We start from the raw sequence: 18,240 nt of genomic DNA on the forward strand, positions 1-18,240 counted from the left end.
ATGATTTTCTCCTTGACCCCGCTGACAGTGTCTTTGAGCTTGTCGGTCTGGCGGTGGACGATGTTTGAGGGGGTGACTTTGTCCGCCACGGCGTCAACGTTGGTCCCCAGGCGTGCGCGGGTGGCTTCTATGTCTGAACGGATTGCGTCCGGGTTATCGCTCATCGGTTTACCTCACCTGGTTTTAGGGTTGGGGGTATTTCGGACAGGGTTTCGCCGGTCTGGGGCAGGCCCTTGATCTGTTTGAGTTCCTTGCGGCCGATCGAGGCCAGGACCGCGGCGATGATGCCCCAGATCACGGCGACGATCACGGCGGCCCAGCCCAGGGGCATCAGGGCGCCCAGGGCGAACATCAGGCCCAGGGACAGGAAGAGAAGGACGAAGTGTCCTGCCACGCCTGCCCCGGCGAGCATGCCCGAGCCCTTGCCGGCCTTCGTGGCCGACTGTTTCAGCTCAGCCTTGGCCAGCTCGACTTCCTGGCGCATGAGCGTGGACAGGTCACGGGTCACATCCCCAAGCAGCTCACCCAGCGAGGCACTATCAGCCCTCTGGTGCGCCTCACTCGGAGCGGGTTCCGGAATAGAACTACTCACAGCTGGCGTCCTTCCGATGAGCGGTAACCGCCGTCGGTGCTCCGGTAGGAGCCGTCCTCGTCGCGGTAGGGGTCATCCTCGTACCGGAGCGGGGTGTCCTCAGCAGTGCCTGAAGGCAGGGAGGTTGTGGATACCGGAGCGCCGCCGCCTACAACGGGCTCGCTGTAGAGGTCGTCGTTCCCGGCTGCGTACACGGTCTCCTGGCGGAGCGGCGCAACCGGCTGGGGCTGCACGGACCGCTGTGCCGGCGAGCCCTGGACCGCGCCGTGCGAATCCGGTGCGCCTGCCGTCAGGCCACGGGTGAGGCGGCCGGCCAGGACTCCGGCGCCTGCTGCCAGCAGCAGGAAGGTGCCGGGGTTGTTGCGCGCGAACCTCTGGACTTCACCGAGAATGTCTCCGGGCTGCTTGTTTTCCAGCCAGGAGGCCACGGAGTCGGTGGTGCCGGCGGCCTGGCGGATCAGGTCGCTGGCCATGCCCTGCTGGTCCGGTGCGTCCGCCATGCTGTGCAGCTGGCTGGAGATAGTGCGGATGCCTTCAGCGGCCTTCTGCTGCTGGGTTCCGGCCTGGCTGGTGAGGCCGGACTTCGCCTGGTGCAGGAGATCCTGCGCGCTGGACTTCGCCTCGGACGCCACGTGGGCGGCTTCTTCCTTGGCGGTCTGCGCCACGTTCTGGGCTGACGATGCGGCGTGGCCGGCGACGTTCGAAGCCTCCTCCTTTGCCGCCTGGCTCTTGGAGGTGCCGGCAGAACCCGCAGCGGGTGCCGTGCCGAAAGTCCCGGCGCCTGCGGTGTTCGCACCATAGGGATCGGTGGTTGCAGTGCCGGGGGTCTGGGGCCATTGGTTCTCTGTCATCGGGCTCTCTTTCCTGTAAGGGTCAGCTGGCGATCAAGAACCAGCAACGCTGGCTAGTAGTAAGCATGGTTACTAATTAGATACTAAGCACACTTCCCTTTTGATGCGCAAGGGCGCCGTTCAATAAGCCGTGCGGAAAAGGGTGGGAGGCCTCCGGCGAAACGGTCCGGGCGGCCCTGGCGGCCCGGCGGATAGTAAGCCTACTTGCGAACCGGATGCTAAGCATGCTTATTGTAGAGAACGTAGCGACGCAACAAGAGGTGATCAACACCCTGCACTTCGCCACCCACAGGAAGGCCACGGCCCGATGACCAGCAACCTCGATCCAGATGCCCGCACCAGCTACCGCCTGATTTCCGTGGCGGCCAGGCTGGTGCAACGGCGCCAGGACGACGCCCTGGCGCACTTGGGCCTTACCCGCGCGGCAGTGATAGCCCTTGAAGGCCTCGCCGGCGGGCCCCTGAACCAGGAGCAGCTCGCCGAAGCCATACGGGTCCAGAGCCAGACTCTGGGACGTGTGCTGCTTCGGTTGGAGGGCGCGGGCTACATCACCAGGACGCGCCAGTCCGCCGACCGCAGGCAGTTCAAGGTGGAGCTTACGGAATCCGGGGCAGCCATTTTGGAGGCTGCCCGCCGGGAGGAAATCAACGCCTACCCTGATGATCCGAGCATCGGCTGGAAAGTCCTGAGCGAGGAGCTGGCAAAATTCGTGAGCGCCCTCCCTGCAGGCCGAAGCCATGAGGTGGTCCCGTTCGCTCCGCCTGAGCACCGCAGTGCGAGGCGCCCCCAGGACACCCGGGGATCCGCCTTTCGCGGCATGGACGAGTCCGGCCACTGAGGCTTGGGCCGCTCCGGGCGCTTGGGCTGGCGCTAAAGTCGCCAGCCGGCATAGTCAGCCTATGCTGGCCTGCTAAGCCGCGCAGGCATCCTTGAGTGCTTGGACGGACTCTGCCGGCACTTCGTCTCCGGCCTCTGCAATCTGGCCCAACGGCGTCGTAATTTCCGCCGGGACGCCAGCAGTGGACGCTGCCGAGACGAGGCCCGCCAGCAGCTGCTTGTCCTCAACGCTGACCAGCCCGTCCTGGACCACCGCGCAGATCTGGCGGTTCACCTCGGCGGCGCCCGCAGATGCCACCTTCGAGGCGGCGTCACTGACGGCGTTGCCCGCAGCCTCCTCAACGGCACCACAGCCGGCGAGGAGCAGGAGCAGGGGAGCGGCGGACAGTGCTGCGAGGCGGCGGTTCATCAGTCCAGCCTATCGGGTGCGCCCAAGTGTTACCTGGCGCTTGCCGCCGGAACGCCCAGGATGCTGTCCAGCATTCCGTTCCGGAACTTTCCCTCCGGATCGTGGGCTGAGGCCAGCGAGCGGAAGGCGGCGAACCGGGGATACAGCGCCTCCCAGTCGTATTCCGCAGCGGAGAACAGCTTGCCCCAGTGCGGACGCGCACCGAAGGGCCGCAGCAGGCCCTCGAGTTCCGGCAGGACCGCCTCCACTTCGGGCTGCAGGGGCCGCCACGTGAAGTGCAGGGCAACGCTCTGCTGCCGGTAGAAAGGGCTGAGCCAGAACTCGTCCGCGGCGCCGGTCCGGATCTCCGACACAAACAGCAGGGGCGCGAGCTTGTCCGCGAGTCCGCGGACTGCCTCAATTGCGGCCGGGGCGTGCTCCAGCGGCAGGATGAATTCGCTCTGCAGCTCCTCGCCCTTGCTTGGCGTGAACTCGTGGCGGAAGTGGGGAAGGCGGTCCAGCCACTGGCCGGGTTCGTCCAATTGGAGGGTGCAGTTTTCCGCGGACATGTCCGGCAGCGGGTGCAGCGGGCTCGCGGCGGCGGTGGCGCCGAACAGATCCTCCAGGGGAGGCTCGGAGTCCAAGGCCTTGAGCCAGACCTGGCTGATGGAATCACCGGCATAGTCCGTAAAAAGGCTGACGCTGTAGGCGCTGGATGCCAGTTCCCGGAAGCCCGTGAGTGCCCGGTTCCACGGCAGGTTCTCCAGGACTCGCTGGCGCATTTTGAAGCTAGGCTGGACGGCGAGTTCCAGGCCGGTCACGACCCCCAAGGCACCGAGTCCCACCACGCTGGCCAGGAATTCGTCGCCATCAGTGCGGGAGAGGGAGACGCATTCGCCCGAGGGACGCACCAGATCGATGGACTGGACGGCTCCGGCCAGGGACTGGTTGTCCACGCCCGAGCCGTGCGTTCCGGTCTGGACCGCCCCCGCCACCGATATATGCGGAAGCGAGGCCAGATTGTGGATGGCAACGCCGGACTGCTCCAGGGCGCGGCACAGTTCACCGTAGCTGACGCCGCCGCTGACCCGCACCGTTGCCCGGTCCGGGGCCAGTTCGATTCGCTGGGGCAGCGCGTCCAGGAGCACGTGTACGCCCTCCGTGTCCCCCACGCGGTTGAACGAGTGCCGTGACCCAAGGGCCTTGACCCGGCTGGCGGCGGCAACGATGCCGGCAAGTTCTTCCACGGAAGTTGGCCGCCGGACCTCCGCGGAGGCGTAGTCAAGGTTCCCTGCCCAGTTCTTCATTGAGTCGGCTTTCCGGTTGGAGGTGCAAATTGGCTCCCTCAACTGTCAGCGCTAACAATCGGGCTGTCAAGGCGCGGTCACGGTGCCGGACGGACTGGTCGAACGCATGCCGCGGTGCGCTGGCACATCTCTTTCTATCGTTGTAGATTTGCGGGATGACGCGTGCGGGCACCCCTCCGATGGGCTGGAACAGCTGGGACTGCTACGGCACGTCCGTAACCGAGGAGGAGGTTCTGGCAAACGCCGCGTTCATGGCCAGGCACCTGCTGCCCTTTGGCTGGGACACCGTGGTGGTGGACATCCAGTGGTACGAGCCAGGCGCCCGGGCCGGAGGGTATAACGACGGCGCAGAACTGGAACTGGACCCGTACGGCCGGCAGCTCCCGGCGCCTAACAGGTTCCCGTCGGCCGCCAGTGGCCTCGGCTTCAAACCGCTCGCAGACCGCATCCACGGCCTGGGCCTCAAATTCGGCCTGCACATCATGCGCGGCATCCCCCGCCAGGCGGTGCGGGATGCCCTCCCAATTGAAGGGACGAATGCCACCGCGGACCAGGTTGCTGACACGTCCTCCGTCTGCGAGTGGAATACGGACAATTTCGGCCTGGACCACGGCCACCCCGGCGCCCAGGCCTACTACGACTCCCAGCTGCGGCTCTTCGCGTCCTGGGGCGTGGATTTCATCAAGGCAGATGACATGCTGGGCCCCTACTTCGCGGAGGAGATCGCGGCCTACCGGCACGCGATCGATCGCAGCGGCAGGGACATGGTCCTCAGCCTGTCGCCCGGCAGGGCCCTATCCCTGGCACACCTTGAGCATTTGCGCACCAATGCTGACATGTGGCGGGTTTCGGACGACCTCTGGGACAGCTGGGAGGATGTGGAGGCGCAGTTTGCCCGGATGGCGCGCTGGGCTCCCCACCAGCGGCCCGGGAGTTGGGCGGACGCGGACATGCTGCCGGTGGGGCGGAGCGCGCTGCGGGCAGAGCGGGGCCCTGCACGGCTCACGCGCCTGACGCCCGACGAGCAAAGGACCATGCTCTCCCTCTGGTGCATCACCCGTTCCCCGCTCATGCTCGGCTGTGACCTGCCCTCGTCACCGCCGGAGACCCTTGAGCTGCTGACCAACCGCGACGTCCTGGCTGTTCTCACTGCGAGCCGCAACAACCGCGAACTGCTGCGGGACGGGCATCTGGTGCTGTGGGCTGCGGAAAGTACGACGACGGAGGACAGGTTCGCGGCGGTGTTCAACACCGGGACGGTTGGCCTGGCACGGACACTGCCGCTCGCGGACCTTGGCCTTCCGGGTCCGGGCAGCTGGACAGCCCGGGAGGCGTGGAGCGGCGCCGGCGCCCGGCTCACCGGTCTACACGGAGCCCCCGCCCTGGCGGTGGATCCGCCCGCCCACGGCGTGCAGTTCTTCCGCTTCTCCCGCACCCCGGCTTAGCTCCCCGCGACGGTGGATGTGGTGCGGGGCGGCGGGACCCGGCGGCTGCCGGTGGCTTCAAACGCGGCAGCGAGCCGCAGCAGTACTGCATCGCTGTAGGCCCTGCCGGCGAACGTCAGGCCTACGGGCATGGCGATGTCCGCGGCAAGTCCCATGGGTACCGTCACGGTGGGGATGCCAAGATGCCTGGGAACCAGGTTGCCGTTGGACACCCAGACGCCGTTGCGCCACGCCAGGTCTGCCGAGCGCTCGTTGCGGTCCGCATCGGCGGGACCAATGTCGGCAGCGGCGGGGAAGACCACTGCGTCGAGGCCCAGGCCGTCCATCCACTGTTCAAGGTCAACCCGGCGTGTTTCCTCCAGCCCGCGCAGCCCCTCAGCCAGGTAGGGTATAGCGTCCAGTTCAGGCACGCCGTTCTTCCGGATCCATGCGGGGTAGTCGCTGATGTCGTCGTCGAACCCGTGGTACCGGTCCGGCAGGGAACCGTCCGGAGCGGGGAAGATGGTGGCACCGTCGACGTCGGCCAGCCGGTTGAGGTGCGGGTCCCCGTTGGCGTCAAGGAAGTCATTCCAGGCCCAGGCCGAGAGGTCCACAATTTCCCTGCGAAGGTAGCCGGGGGACACCAGGCCCCTGGTTGAAATGCTGGGGGTTCCGGGGCGGTCGCCTTCGTAGTTGGACACCACGGGGAAGTCCACCTCGATGACATGGGCTCCCGCGGCCTCGAGGTCGCGCCGTGCTGCCTCCCAGAGCCTGATGATCGAGTCCCTGGTATATATGCGCTGCCCGGTGGGTCCGCCAATCCCCGGGGCAGGGGCCGTTCCGGCATCCGGATCCGCGTTGATGTACATCCGCGGCACCCCAAAGCGTTTGCCGGCCAGGACGCGAACAGCGGCAGCCCGGTCCGGTGCGGCCAGCTCCACGTAGGAACCAGGACGCACCTCGGATGCCTTGGGCAGCTCGACCCAAGGCTGCACCCGCCAGAAGTCGCCCCGGGTTTCGGCGTCATCGGCCACCACAACATCCAGGACCTCGAGGAGGTCCGCCATGATGCGGGCGTGCGGCACCACCACGTCCATGGTGGGCACCAGAGGCCAGTTGCCGCGGACCGAGATCACGCCCCGGGACGGGGTGTATGCACAGAGCGCGTTGTTCGACGCCGGCGCCCGGCCGGATGACCAGGTCTCCTCCGCGAGCCCGAACGCGGCGAAGCTGGCTGCGGTGGCAGTTCCGGAACCATTCGAGGATCCCGAGGCGAAGGCCGCGGTGAGGTAGCCGGCGTTGTAGGGGCTTTCGGCGCGGCCATATACGCCGCGCTGCATACCTCCATTAGCCATAGGAGGCATGTTGGTCAGTCCAATCAGGACTGCTCCGCCCGCGCGCAGCCGTTCTATGGTGAAGGCATCCTTCTGTGCCACGAGGTCCTTGAAGGCCGGTGATCCCGCTGCCACGGTAAGGCCCCGGACCTGGTAGCTGTCCTTGGCGGTGTACGGAATGCCGTCGAGGGGACCGAGCGTCGCGCGCAGGGCCCGGCGTTGGTCCGAAGCCCTCGCTTCGGCCAGGGCGTCCGGGTTCATCACCACCAGCGAATTTAGATGTATTCCGGTTAAGTCATACTTCTCGATCCGCGCCAAGTACAAGTGGACCAGTTCCTCGCTGGTGACCTCGCCCGCCTCCAGCGCCGTTCGGAGTTCGCTGATGGAGGCCTCGACGACGTCGAAATTGCCCTTCGGGACCCGCCTGCCGGCTGTCTCGGCGAGCCTCATGCCGCATCTCCCTTCGCTGCCGGCTGCTGCTGGGTGATGCAGTGGATGCCGCCGCCGAAGGCGAAGATGTTGCGTGCGTCCACCAGTTCCACGGTGCGGCCGGGGTAGGCGCGCTCCAGGATGCCGGCGGCGATGGCGTCATTGGGATCGTCGAAGGCGCACAGCACCACCACATTGTTAGCCACGTAGTGGTTGATGTAGGACCAGTCCACGAATCCCTCGTCGTCCTTCAACGCGGTGGGGGCTGGGACGTCGATAATGCGCAGCGGCCGGCCCTGCGAGTCGGTCTGTCCCGCGAGGGCTGCCCGGAGCTCTTGGTAGACCTTATGGTCGGGGTGCGCGGGGTCGTCCTGCCGGTGGAGGAGGATGGTGCCGGGCCCGGCAAAGGCCGCCACAATGTCCACATGCCCGCGGGTGCCGAATTCACCGTAGTCGCGGGTAAGGCCCTGCGGCAGCCAGATCGCCTTGGTGGTGCCCAGGGCAGCGTGGATTTCGGCTTCGACAGATTCCTTTGTGGCGCCCGGGTTGCGGCCAGGATCGAGTTGGACCGTCTCTGTCAACAGCACCGTTCCCTCGCCGTCCACATGGAACCCGCCGCCCTCGTTAATCAGGGCGCTGGACATTGCCGGAACTCCGGCCTGTCCGGCAACTGCGCGGGCCACGTCCCGGTCCTTGTCCCACGCGGCCCACTCCTGGGCACCCCACCCGTTGAAGATCCAGTCCACGGCGGCCAGCGAGCCGTCCGGTTGGTGCACGAAGGTGGGGCCGCTGTCCCTGATCCAGGCGTCGTCGAGGGGGACTTCGAGGACCGAGATGCCGTCACCGAGCCATTGCCGTGCGGTGGAGGCGTCGCGTGGGTCGGCCACCACCGTGACGGGTTCGTAGCGGGCGATGGTCTGAGCCACCTTGGTCCAGGCGGCGCGGGCGTGGTCCAGGGTTGAACTTCCCGCTTCGCCGAAGGTGTCGTTGGGCGGGGGAAAGGCCATCCAGGTGCCCTGGTGGGTGTCCCATTCGGCAGGCATGCGGCTGGCAGCTTCGGCGGTGGCAACGATGCCCGGAGAAGGCGTAGGGGAGGAATAAATGAATGACATTCATTTATTATGGAGACGACGGTGCCCCGAGGCAAGGGATCCGGGAAAAATTTACCCGCCGGCTAGTGGACGCCGGCGACTGTCCTCTCAACCGCAGCAAGGATGGCCTGGGCAAGCTCCGCCGGCTTGGTGAACTGGGGCCAGTGGCCCGTAGGCAGGTCCACGTACTCCACGTCCCGCATCTTGGACAGCTCCGCCACAAAGGGATGGCCGGCCTGGATCCACTCCTGCAGCAGCGAGGCAGGGAACTCGCACGCAATGACGGTGGCGGGCACATCGTACCGCCGCTCGTCATGCAGATGCTGCCGGCCGTGGGCAACGCCCTTGGGTTCCGGAATGGCACGTGCCCGGAAAGCCTTGCGAAGGCCGTCGTGGAGGTCCACCAGGTCGGCGTCCTCGAACGCTTCCCACGGCGGCAGCGGAACGTCGTCGCCGTCGGACGGCAGTTCATCGTTGATGACGCCGCCCTCACCCAGCGGTCCGCTGTCCACATAGACCGCCCGCTCCACCCGGTCCGGGCGGGCGTCCAAGGCGCCATGGATGATGGCGCCGCCACCGGAATGGCCTACCAGGACCACCTTGGTGTCCAGGGCGTCAATGGCGGCAACCACGGCGTCGATGTGGTGCCGCAGGCCAATACCGGAGCGATCTGCGTCAACGGATTGCATTCCGGGAAGGGTGAGCGGATGTGGGCGGTGACCGGCCGCCTCCAGCGCAGGCGTTACCTCCTCCCACGAGGAGGCATCCAACCAGAAACCGGGAACCAGGATGATGTCCATGATGGAACCCTACTCCCGGAGAAGGAGGTGGCGCCTGATCCCGGGCAGGGTGCGGGGCAGGCGGAGCACCAGGGCTTTCGCGGAGCCTTGGCGGGCAGTAAAGTCCCCGGAGTAGCCTGCGTTTCTCCGACGTGACCTGAGAGGTAGCCCTCATGAAACGGCCAGAATACTTTTGCGGACCCGCCGGCCCCGTGCCGGGCCCGGCCAGCGCGGGAGGTGCGGCGGGATGAGCGGCGCAACGTCGCCGGGCCAGGCAGCACCGGCGAAACGTGAGACCTTCTCCTCCCGCCGGCTCTTTATCCTCTCGGCCATCGGCTCGGCGGTGGGCCTGGGCAATATCTGGCGCTTCCCCTACATTGCCTACGACAACGGCGGCGGGGCCTTCCTGATTCCGTACCTTGTGGCGTTGCTGACGGCCGGTATTCCGCTGCTGTTCCTCGACTACGCCGTGGGCCATAAGTTCCGCGGGTCGGCGCCGCTGGCTTACCGCCGGCTCCATCGGGCCGCCGAGCCGCTGGGGTGGTGGCAGGTGCTGGTGTGCTTCGTCATTGCCGCCTATTACGCAGTGATCATCGCCTGGTCGCTGATGTACACCGTCTTTTCCTTTACGGAGGCGTGGGGTGACGACGCCGAGGGCTACTTCTTCGGCAACTTCCTGGCCGTCGCTGAGGCGCCGGGTATCGGCTTCACCTACGTGCCGTCCGTTTTCTTTCCGCTCCTGCTGGTCTGGGTCACGGTCATCGCCATCATGGTGGCCGGAATCCGCAAAGGCATCTCCCGCGCCAACTCCATCCTCCTGCCCCTCCTGATGGTGATGTTCCTGCTCCTGGTGGTCCAGTCGCTCTTCCTGCCCGGCGCAGCAGAAGGCCTGAACGCCTTCTTCACGCCGGACTGGGCCGCGCTTGCGGACCCGTCGGTCTGGGCTGCGGCCTACGGACACATCTTCTTCTCGCTCTCCGTGGGCTACGGCATCATGGTCACGTATTCGTCCTACCTCAAGCGCCGGACGGACCTCACGGGTTCGGGCATGGTGGTTGCCTTTTCCAACTCGGGATTCGAGATCCTCGCCGGCATCGGTGTTTTCGCGGCGCTTGGATTCATGGCCCAGGCGGCAGGTACCGGCGTGAACGAGGTCGTGACCCAGGGCATCGGGCTTGCGTTCGTCGCGTTTCCCACCATCGTGTCCCAGGCCCCGTTCGGCGGGCTGATGGGCGTGCTGTTCTTCGGATCACTGGTATTCGCCGGGATCACTTCCCTGATTTCCGTGCTGGAGGTGATCGTGGCCGCCGTCCAGGACAAGCTCGGCTGGGGCCGGGTCAAGGCGTCGGTGGTAGTCAGCGTGCTGGTGGCAGCCGTCTCCTTGGGCTTGTTCCCCACCGCAACAGGCCTGTACCTGCTGGACACTTCGGATGCCTTCGTGAACAGTTTCGGGATCACCCTGGGCGCGCTGGTTACCGTGGTGGTGCTGGCGTGGTTCCTCCGCAAGCTGCCGCTGCTCTCGGCCCACCTGAACCGCGTCTCAACCATCAGGATGGGGCGGTCATGGATAGTGCTGGTGGCCGGCGTGGTGCCCCTCGCCCTGATCTACATGGTGGCCAACGAATTCATCAGCAAGATCAGCACCACGTACGAGGGGTACCCAGAGTGGTTCGTGGGGCTGTTTGGCTGGGGTATGGCCGGCGCGCTTGTGGTCCTGGCCCTCATACTGACGGCCATCCCCTGGAGCCGCAGTTCCAAAGCCCACCATGACCCCGAATACGACGACGTGGTCAAAGAGGATGCACGGGAGACGGCACCATGACACCTATCGCCATCACCATGATGATCATCGCGATCCTCACCGTCTGGGGTGGACTGGCGCTCGCGCTGGTCAACCTCAAGAGGCACCCGGAGGACGAAGGCGCCCTGCCCGAAGAGCACGCACCCGAGCTCTGACCCGTCCGTGAGCGCGGCTGCACCCCTGCCGCGCTCACGGGCCGGGTTGTCCCTTGCCGCTGCTGCCGGTTTCGGGGGCGGGCAGGACGACGGCGTCGGTGGCTGCCTTGCCGTGGGCGTTGTGGAACACGGCGCGCACCAGGAGGTTCGGCTGTCCGGGTGTGGAGGCAGGCAGTTCGAGGGCTGAGGTGTAGGTACGCTCATCCGTCCGTTTGGTGACCGGTTGGCGGATGGCCTTCTGCCAGCTTGCACCGCCGTCGGAGGACGTTTCCCAGACGGCTACCGGGCCCGGCGTGCCCACGGCGGTGGCTGTGATGCTGGCCGTGCTGCCGGCTGTCCTTGCCTTGGGCTGCTTTGTGACTGAAGGCAGTTCTACTGTCTGGTCGAAGGCTGGCCAGCCGTCCACCCACTGGACTTTCTGGATGCCGAGGGTGGGGAAGTAGGGGATGTCCTGGTTGGAGCCGTCGTAGTAGTGGAACGCCAGGTAATCGCCGAAGACGGACTGCCCGCCCGGACCCGTGACGGCGCCGTGCGAATCCAGGACAACTGATCCGCCGCCGCCGAACATGTCGCGGCCGTTCTTGTCCAGGTATGGCCCCTTCACTGAGGTGGAGCGGCCAACGGCCACCTTGTAGGTGGAGTCGGCGCCGCGGCAACACGAATCGAACGAGACAAACAGGTAGTAGTAGCCATCGTGCCTGGTGATGTAGGGCGCCTCGACCGGGTTGCCGGGCATGAACCGGTCCGCGATGTTCACGGTTTTCGACTGCCAGTCCGCCACCGGCTTGCCGCTTGGCCATTCGATGGGCACCAGGAAGATGCCGTACCAGAACGATCCGATGGCCATGTAAGGGGTGCCGTCCGCGTCCTCGATGATGCCGGCGTCGATCGCGTTGAACGTCTTGCCGGGGTTGTTCGGGTCGAGGCCCGTGGCGGGGGAGGAGACCACCATGCCCTGGTCCACCCACTGGTAGTCCGGGTCGGCGGGATCCAGGGTGGTGTTGGTGGCGAGGGCTGTCAGGGACTTGTTGCCGCCAAAGCGCGACGCCGAGTAGTACAGGTAGTAGGTGCCGTCATGTTCGGTGATTTCCGGCGCCCAGAGGTTGCCCGGCAGCTCCCCGTCCGAGAAGTGCTCATCAATCCAGGCAGGAATCCGGTCCCAGACAGTACCGCTGTATTCCCAGGTGGTTCCCTGGTCGTGGGAGGACCACATTTGGATGGTGCCGCCGTTCTCACGGTTCACCAGGCCCGTTGAATAGACGTACCACGTCCCGTCGTCGGCAATGATCAGGGCGGGATCGTGGACAGGGGACGTCTGCCCCACAACGGTCTTGCCTCCGGGGAAATCGGCGAGCCGGGGCTCAGCGTCCCTGCTGAGCGGTGCTTTCGCATCCAGTACCGCTGAAACCGGGGCAACTGCGCCGGGCTGGGGACTGGCCGCCGTCGGGAGCGCTGCAGTTGAGAAGGCGATGCCCAGCGCTGCAGCCAATCCTGCAGCACGGATCGCCCATGAACGTGACGTCGTCATCACACAGGGTCCTTCCAAGGGGTGGGGCGGCGCCGGGGCGGCGCGCGAGGGGGGTCCGAAGGGCTGAAACTTGCAACGTTGTAAAGAAAGAATATGGCATGCGATGTGGATCACGTCAATGGTGCCTCGTGGATGCAAAAACTAATTGCCCACGGCCCCTTGACGATTCTTCTCCTGCTGTGTGAAGGTTTCTTACAACGTTGCAAAGCGCTCACAGAGGTTCCGCCACCGCAGGACCCGGAGCCCGGTACCGCCACCTGAACTGTTTGCTCCCCCAACCCGGAAGGACTGCGTGATGATGAAGTCACGTCCCATGGCCGCAACCCTGGCATTTTTTACTGCCGCCGGCCTCATGCTCGGCGGATGCTCCGCCCCCTCTGGCGGGGACGCCGGCGGTGAAAAGAAGCTCACCTTCATGTTCCGCGGAGGTGAGGACGAGAAGAAGGCTTACGAAAAGGCCGTGGAGCAGTTTGAAGCCGCGAACGGCGTGGACGTTGACATCGTTGTTACCACCGCAGACCAGTACGCCACCAAGCTGAAGGCTGCCATTGCCGGCAAGCAGGTCCCTGACGTCTTCTACATCGGCCCCGGCGACGTCCAGGCGTACGTCCAGAACGGCATCGTCAAGGACATCACCGAATACGTGGAAGGCTCGGACACGATCGACCTGGAGAACATCTGGGAATACGGAGTGGACAGCTACCGCTACGACGGCAAGCGGGTGGGCGAAGGTTCCATCTACGCCCTGCCCAAGGACGTGGGCCCTTTCTCCTTCGGCTACAACAAGACCATACTGGAGAAAGCCGGAATTCCGCTCCCGGACAAGGACAAGCCCTACACCTTCGACGAGTTCGTGGCCGCAGCCAAGAAACTGACGGCGGACACCAACGGCGATGGAAGCCTGGACCAGTGGGGCACGGGCCTGAACGTCCAGTGGAACCTGCAGCCGTTCGTCTGGTCCAACGGCGGGGACTGGCTCAACGAAGACCGGACCAAAGTCACAGTGGACACCCCCGAATTCGCCGAGTCCCTGCAGTGGTTCGCCGACCTGCAAAACGTCCACGGCGTAACCCCTTCGGTCGCCGAAGCCCAGACCCTGGACACCTACCAGCGATGGATGAAGGGCGAAATCGGCTTCTTCCCCATCGCTCCCTGGGACCTCTCCACGTACCAGAAACTTGGCTTCGAATGGGACGTTATCCCGTACCCGGCAGGAGACACGGGCGAGACGGCCAGCTGGATCGGAACACTCGGCGTCGCGGTATCCGAAAGCACCAAGTACCCCGAGGAGGCCGTCAAACTGGTGGAGTACCTCACGGCCAACAAGGAAGCCCAGCAGAGCCTGGTGGATGCAGGCATCCAAATTCCAAACCTGAAGGACATGGCCGAGAACTGGGCTGCCGACACCACGACGAAGCCGGCCAACAAGGCCGAGTTCCTGCAGATCGTCAAGGACTACGGCCGGGCGCTTCCGGGCGGCAACACCTTCAACGCCGAGTGGTACGACGAGCTTTTCACCAACATCCAGCCGGTCCTGGACGGCAAGCAGAGCGCTGCCGACTACCTGAAGGAAGCCCAGCCCAGGATGCAGGAATTCCTGGACGCCGCCAACCAGCAGGCCGGCAACTAGCTCCGGTCCATGAGCAGGGCTGCCACCAGCCCTTCAAGAACCAGGTGCCGCGGCTCCGGCCAGCGCGGCCGCGGCACCTGTCCCACGCACCTTGCCGGTGCACTTCCTGAGCGCCACCATCACGAATCAAAGAGGATCCAGCGATGTCCACCATCACGCGCCCCCGCCGCTCGCGGCTCCACCGGAAGGAACACCGGGCAGCCCTCGCATTTGTTGCCATACCGGTGATTGGGTTCCTCCTCTTTACGCTCTTTCCACTGCTTTTCTCGGTTTACGCGTCATTCACCAACTGGAACGGCATCTCCGCCCCGGTCTTCAAGGGCCTGGACAACTACACCAAGATGTTCGGTGACCGCTACTTCCTGAAGTCGCTGTGGAACACGCTGTACATGATGATCGGCATCCCGATCGGGCTGGTCATCTCGCTGGCGCTGGCGCTCGCGATGAACCGGAAGATGCGCGGCACAACGTTCTTCCGCACCGTGTACTACCTGCCCGTCATCTCGTCCATTGCCGCCGTGGCCATCCTTTGGCAGTGGGCCTTCAACGGCGACTTCGGCCTGATCAACCAGGGCCTGGCACTGGTGGGAATCGATGGCCCCAACTGGCTGCAGGACACCGCTACGGTGAAGCCGGCCCTGATCATCATGGCTGTCTGGAAAGGCCTGGGCTATTCCATGCTGCTCTACCTGGCTGCCCTGCAGTCGGTGCCCCGCTACCTGTACGAGGCCGCGGCGCTGGACGGCGCCACCGCCTGGCAGCAGTTCCGGCACATCACTGTTCCGATGGTCGCGCCAGTCACGTTCTTCCTGATTGTCACCAGCGTCATCGCCGGATCCCAGATCTTCGTCGAAATCAACATCATGACGCCCACCGGCGGCCCTGAATTCGAGTCCGCCTCCATCGTTTGGTACATCTGGCAAAAAGCGTTCGACAACCTCCAGATGGGGTATGCGTCCGCGATGTCCGTGGTTCTGGGGCTGCTGGTCTTCGTCATTACCTTCATCCAGTTCCGGCTCAACCGCCGCAACCAGTTTTCGATCGATTGAGGCAGGCAGCCATGTCCGCGCAGAACGTCATCACCACCCCTCCGTTGGAACCCAGCCAGGAAATTCCCGGCGGCGCGCGGGGCGGCAAACCTGCCGGCCAGGCGAGGGCAGGCAGGGGGCCCCGGTCCACCAAGGAAACCCTCCGCCTGGGCAACATCATCACCACACTGATCCTGAGCATCGGTGCGATCGTGATGATCGCACCGCTGGCCTGGACCTTCTCCACCTCGCTCAAAACGAAGGACGGCGTCTTCGAGCTTCCGCCCCAGTGGATCCCGGACCCTTTCGTCTGGGAGAACTACGCCCGCATCTGGACTGCAGGCCCGCTGCTGACCGGCATCCAGAACAGCCTGATCGTGGCCTGCTCGGTGACCATCGTGGGCTCGCTGGCGTCGGCGCTCGCAGCCTTCGCGTTCGCCAAGATGCGGATGCCCTTCAAGAACGTCCTGTTCCTGGGGCTTTTGTCCGGACTGATGATCCCGTTCCCCACCCTGATGATTCCGCAGTTCACCATCTTCGCCAGCATCGGCTGGGTTGATACGCTGCTGCCGCTGATCGTGCCGGGACTCTTCGGCAACATCATCATGATCTTCTTCCTGCGCCAGTTCCTGAACAGCATCCCGGACTCCATCGTGGAAGCCGCACGGATTGACGGCGCCTCCTACCTGCAGATCTTCTGGACCCTGATCCTGCCCGCCATCCGCCCGGCGCTTGCTGCCCAGTTCATCCTCTGGTTCATGGCCATGTGGAACGACTACCTGGCGCCCATCATCTACCTGAACTCCCCGGGCACCCAGACCCTGCAGCTGGTCATCGCCAACTTCAACGCCCAGTACGCCATCCAGACGGATTACCCGCTGATCATGGCCGCATCCTTCGTGGCACTCCTGCCGGTACTGATCGTCTTCGTGGTCTTCCAGCGCCAGATCATCGAGTCCATCGCGCTTTCCGGATCGAAGGGCTGAGCCGTGAAGACCGCTGAGACAGCCATGCCCCTTGCGCAGGAGCCGCTTCCGCTCCCCGCAGGTGCGGGGCAGGAGCCTTCCTCCTGGGGAGCACGCCACGCCCACGACCCCACCGTGGTGCAGGACGATGACGGCACCTACTACATGTTCTCCACCGACGCCGTAGCCAACTCGAAACATATACCCGCAGGAGTACATATCCGTACCTCCACTGACCTGGTCCAGTGGAAATACCAGGGAACAGCGTTCGACGGCGTCCCCGGAGCGGCTGCCACGTGGTCCGGCGCCCAAGGCTTGTGGGCGCCGGACGTGGTGCGCTGGCCGGGCGGTGGATGGCATATGTACTACTCGGCGTCCACTTTCGGCTCCAACACCTCCGCGATTGGCCTTGCCGTGGCGCCGTCTCCCAACGGTCCGTGGGAGGACCGCGGCCTGGTGGTGGCAACCCGCAGCGGCGAACATTCCCAAAACGCCATAGATGCAGCGGTGGCCTTTGACGCCGACGGCAACCCGTGGCTGACCTACGGCTCCTTCTTCTCCGGCATCTACATCCTTCCCCTGGACGCCGGCTCGGGGCTGCCCAGGGTGGCAGGTGACCTGGGCTCCGTCATTGCCCGCCGTCAGCAGTCCGTGGAGGGGGCGGTGGAAGGAGCCTTCATTCTCCGCAGGCCGCAGGATGGCCGCTACATCCTGTTCACCTCCTATGATTCGCTGTTCAGCACCTACAACGTGAGGGTGGCTGTAGCGGACCACATCACCGGCCCCTACCGGGATTTCCGGGGGATTGAGATGACCGACGTCGAGGCGCCGCCCGCTGCCGTAGGCACCAAGGTGCTGGGCAGCTACCAGTTCGACGGCGGCACGGCCTGGCTGGCGCCGGGCCACAATTCGGTCCTCACGCAGAAAGGACCGGACGGATCCGACGAATACTTTGTGGTCCATCATGTCCGGTTTGCGGCCGAACCGAGCCAGCACGTGGTCCATGTGCGCCGGCTCTTCTTCACTGCCGCCGGCTGGCCCGTTATCTCACCCCAGCCGTTCGCCGGGCTCCGGAGCGAGGCTGTTCCCGCTCCTGTCGAGGTGGCCGGAACGTGGCAGGTCCTGCGCTTCGACCCCGAGTCGACGGACATTGCCCCTGCTGTCCGGATGAACCTAAAGTGCGTTGAGCCATGTCACGCGGAGTTCCGGGGGCGTCCGGCGGCTGTCCGGCTGCGTCCGGAGGGGACCGGCTGCGAAGCGGGCACGGAGCTTGACGCCGTGGTCTTCAGTTCATGGGACTGGTCCCGCAACCGCCCGGCACTGTCTTTCAGCGGCATTGACCAGCATGGCGTCGCCTGGAGCGGAACCCGGGAGGGGCTGCTGTGAACGACGCTCCGCTGGGATGGGCCGGGCGGCTGATGGACTGGCTCCGCTTTTCCAGCCGCCTCGTCCTGGTCAACCTGCTCTTTGTCATCGGATCCCTGGCAGGGCTGGTGGTCCTTGGCGTGTTTCCTGCCGCTGTCGCGGCCACCACTGTCCTTGGAAGGCTGCGGAACGGTTCCGCCGGGGACAGCCTGGTGAAGGACTTCGTCACCGCCTACCGTTTCCAGTTCCTGCACGCGAACCGGGTGGGAAGCGCCTTCTGGATTGCCGGCGTCGTGCTTGTTTTGGACTTCGCCACCCTGCTGGGGCCGGCCGGAACCGCGGTGCCGCCCGCCGTGCACGCTGTCCTTCTGACGCTGTCAACGCTCGCTGCCATAGGTACGGCTGCTGCTGCCGTCACGGCGGTTGCACTGTGCAGTCGCTACCGGGATTCCGTGGCCAAAACATGGCGGACAGCCTTTATGCTGCCGCTCGTGTCTCCGGTGATGAGCCTGTCCCTGCTGCTCACCCTGGCGGCGGCCGCCGTCGTCTTCTCTGGAATGACGGTGCTGGTGCCCCTGGTGGGTGCCTCGGTTCCCCTCCTCATCTCCGGGTGGCTGGTGGGCCGCAGGCTCACGGGAATGGAAGCCGCGGGACCTTCCCCCGCCTAAGACCCCCGCCACCACTGCACGAGACCTACCACCCTTTTGTACAACGTTAGATAGAACAGGAATACACA

General features: G+C 65.3%; 18 protein-coding genes. 9 read left to right on the forward strand and 9 right to left on the reverse strand.

Features of this window, described 5'->3' with window-relative positions:
• From ACIQF4_RS17470 to ACIQF4_RS17480, 3 genes are all read right to left on the reverse strand, one after another.
• Window positions 1-164 (reverse strand): DUF3618 domain-containing protein (locus ACIQF4_RS17470; protein ID WP_400516953.1); only part of this gene is annotated, 164 nt, incomplete at its 3' end.
• Window positions 161-592 (reverse strand): phage holin family protein, encoded by a 432-nt coding sequence (locus ACIQF4_RS17475; protein WP_350004167.1) that lies wholly within the window; start codon window positions 590-592, stop codon window positions 161-163. The genes ACIQF4_RS17470 and ACIQF4_RS17475, both read right to left, overlap by 4 nt.
• Window positions 589-1,443 carry a hypothetical protein gene (locus ACIQF4_RS17480; RefSeq protein WP_400516873.1) on the reverse strand — a complete coding sequence of 285 codons (855 nt, stop codon included), beginning with the start codon at window positions 1,441-1,443 and terminating at the stop codon, window positions 589-591. Before ACIQF4_RS17480 ends, ACIQF4_RS17475 begins: the two co-directional genes overlap by 4 nt.
• A gap of 307 nt (window positions 1,444-1,750) precedes the next feature.
• On the opposite strand from ACIQF4_RS17480, the gene ACIQF4_RS17485 reads away from it, so the two are divergent.
• The gene (locus tag ACIQF4_RS17485; RefSeq protein ID WP_400516875.1) at window positions 1,751-2,281 is read left to right on the forward strand and encodes a MarR family winged helix-turn-helix transcriptional regulator; all 531 of its coding nucleotides are present in this window, start codon (window positions 1,751-1,753) and stop codon (window positions 2,279-2,281) included.
• 72 nt (window positions 2,282-2,353) lie between these two features.
• Here the strand turns inward: ACIQF4_RS17485 and ACIQF4_RS17490 are convergent, their stop codons facing one another.
• Together ACIQF4_RS17490 and ACIQF4_RS17495 are read right to left on the reverse strand one after the other, a co-directional pair.
• Window positions 2,354-2,689, reverse strand: a complete 336-nt coding sequence (locus ACIQF4_RS17490; RefSeq protein WP_350004170.1) for a hypothetical protein — start codon at window positions 2,687-2,689, stop codon at window positions 2,354-2,356.
• Window positions 2,690-2,718: 29 nt separating this feature from the next.
• Window positions 2,719-3,975, reverse strand: a complete 1,257-nt coding sequence (locus ACIQF4_RS17495; protein ID WP_400516877.1) for a D-arabinono-1,4-lactone oxidase — start codon at window positions 3,973-3,975, stop codon at window positions 2,719-2,721.
• A 155-nt stretch (window positions 3,976-4,130) separates the two neighbouring features.
• Between ACIQF4_RS17495 and ACIQF4_RS17500 the strand changes: the two genes are divergently transcribed.
• Window positions 4,131-5,420: a glycoside hydrolase family 27 protein gene (locus ACIQF4_RS17500; RefSeq protein WP_400516878.1), complete on the forward strand. Its 1,290-nt coding sequence runs from the start codon at window positions 4,131-4,133 to the stop codon at window positions 5,418-5,420.
• Here the strand turns inward: ACIQF4_RS17500 and ACIQF4_RS17505 are convergent.
• The 3 genes from ACIQF4_RS17505 to ACIQF4_RS17515 all read right to left on the reverse strand — a co-directional run bounded on the left by ACIQF4_RS17505 (window position 5,417) and on the right by ACIQF4_RS17515 (window position 9,053).
• Window positions 5,417-7,183, reverse strand: a complete 1,767-nt coding sequence (locus tag ACIQF4_RS17505) for an amidase (RefSeq protein WP_400516880.1) — start codon at window positions 7,181-7,183, stop codon at window positions 5,417-5,419. The genes ACIQF4_RS17500 and ACIQF4_RS17505 overlap by 4 nt on opposite strands.
• Window positions 7,180-8,274, reverse strand: coding sequence for an agmatine/peptidylarginine deiminase (locus tag ACIQF4_RS17510; RefSeq protein ID WP_400516882.1), 1,095 nt, complete (start codon window positions 8,272-8,274; stop codon window positions 7,180-7,182). Before ACIQF4_RS17510 ends, ACIQF4_RS17505 begins: the two co-directional genes overlap by 4 nt.
• A 62-nt stretch (window positions 8,275-8,336) precedes the next feature.
• Entirely contained in the window at window positions 8,337-9,053 is a 717-nt protein-coding gene (locus ACIQF4_RS17515) for an alpha/beta fold hydrolase (protein WP_400516884.1), read from the reverse strand.
• Window positions 9,054-9,279: 226 nt separating this feature from the next.
• On the opposite strand from ACIQF4_RS17515, the gene ACIQF4_RS17520 reads away from it, so the two are divergent.
• Window positions 9,280-10,854: a sodium-dependent transporter gene (locus tag ACIQF4_RS17520; protein WP_400516886.1), complete on the forward strand. Its 1,575-nt coding sequence runs from the start codon at window positions 9,280-9,282 to the stop codon at window positions 10,852-10,854.
• Entirely contained in the window at window positions 10,851-10,988 is a 138-nt protein-coding gene (locus ACIQF4_RS17525; protein ID WP_013599219.1) for a methionine/alanine import family NSS transporter small subunit, read from the forward strand. Before ACIQF4_RS17520 ends, ACIQF4_RS17525 begins: the two co-directional genes overlap by 4 nt.
• Before the next feature lie 34 nt (window positions 10,989-11,022).
• On the opposite strand, the gene ACIQF4_RS17530 is transcribed toward ACIQF4_RS17525, so the two are convergent.
• Window positions 11,023-12,516 (reverse strand): arabinan endo-1,5-alpha-L-arabinosidase, encoded by a 1,494-nt coding sequence (locus ACIQF4_RS17530; RefSeq protein ID WP_400516888.1) that lies wholly within the window; start codon window positions 12,514-12,516, stop codon window positions 11,023-11,025.
• Window positions 12,517-12,811: 295 nt separating this feature from the next.
• Between ACIQF4_RS17530 and ACIQF4_RS17535 the strand changes: the two genes are divergently transcribed.
• The 5 genes from ACIQF4_RS17535 (at window position 12,812) to ACIQF4_RS17555 (ending at window position 18,172) form a co-directional block, all read left to right on the forward strand.
• Entirely contained in the window at window positions 12,812-14,146 is a 1,335-nt protein-coding gene (locus ACIQF4_RS17535) for an ABC transporter substrate-binding protein (RefSeq protein ID WP_400516889.1), read from the forward strand.
• 143 nt (window positions 14,147-14,289) lie between these two features.
• On the forward strand, window positions 14,290-15,195 hold the full coding sequence (locus ACIQF4_RS17540; protein ID WP_400516890.1) for a carbohydrate ABC transporter permease: 906 nt from the start codon (window positions 14,290-14,292) through the stop codon (window positions 15,193-15,195).
• A gap of 11 nt (window positions 15,196-15,206) precedes the next feature.
• Entirely contained in the window at window positions 15,207-16,160 is a 954-nt protein-coding gene (locus tag ACIQF4_RS17545) for a carbohydrate ABC transporter permease (protein WP_400516891.1), read from the forward strand.
• A 3-nt stretch (window positions 16,161-16,163) separates the two neighbouring features.
• Window positions 16,164-17,525, forward strand: coding sequence for a family 43 glycosylhydrolase (locus ACIQF4_RS17550; protein ID WP_400516892.1), 1,362 nt, complete (start codon window positions 16,164-16,166; stop codon window positions 17,523-17,525).
• A complete protein-coding gene (locus ACIQF4_RS17555; protein WP_400516893.1) occupies window positions 17,522-18,172 on the forward strand; it encodes a YesL family protein in 651 nt (216 codons plus the stop codon). The genes ACIQF4_RS17550 and ACIQF4_RS17555 overlap by 4 nt, the downstream gene beginning before the upstream one ends.
• The last annotated feature ends 68 nt before the right edge of the window (window positions 18,173-18,240 follow it).

The sequence above is a fragment of the Pseudarthrobacter sp. NPDC092202 genome (genome assembly GCF_044755505.1).
Lineage (GTDB): Bacteria > Actinomycetota > Actinomycetes > Actinomycetales > Micrococcaceae > Arthrobacter.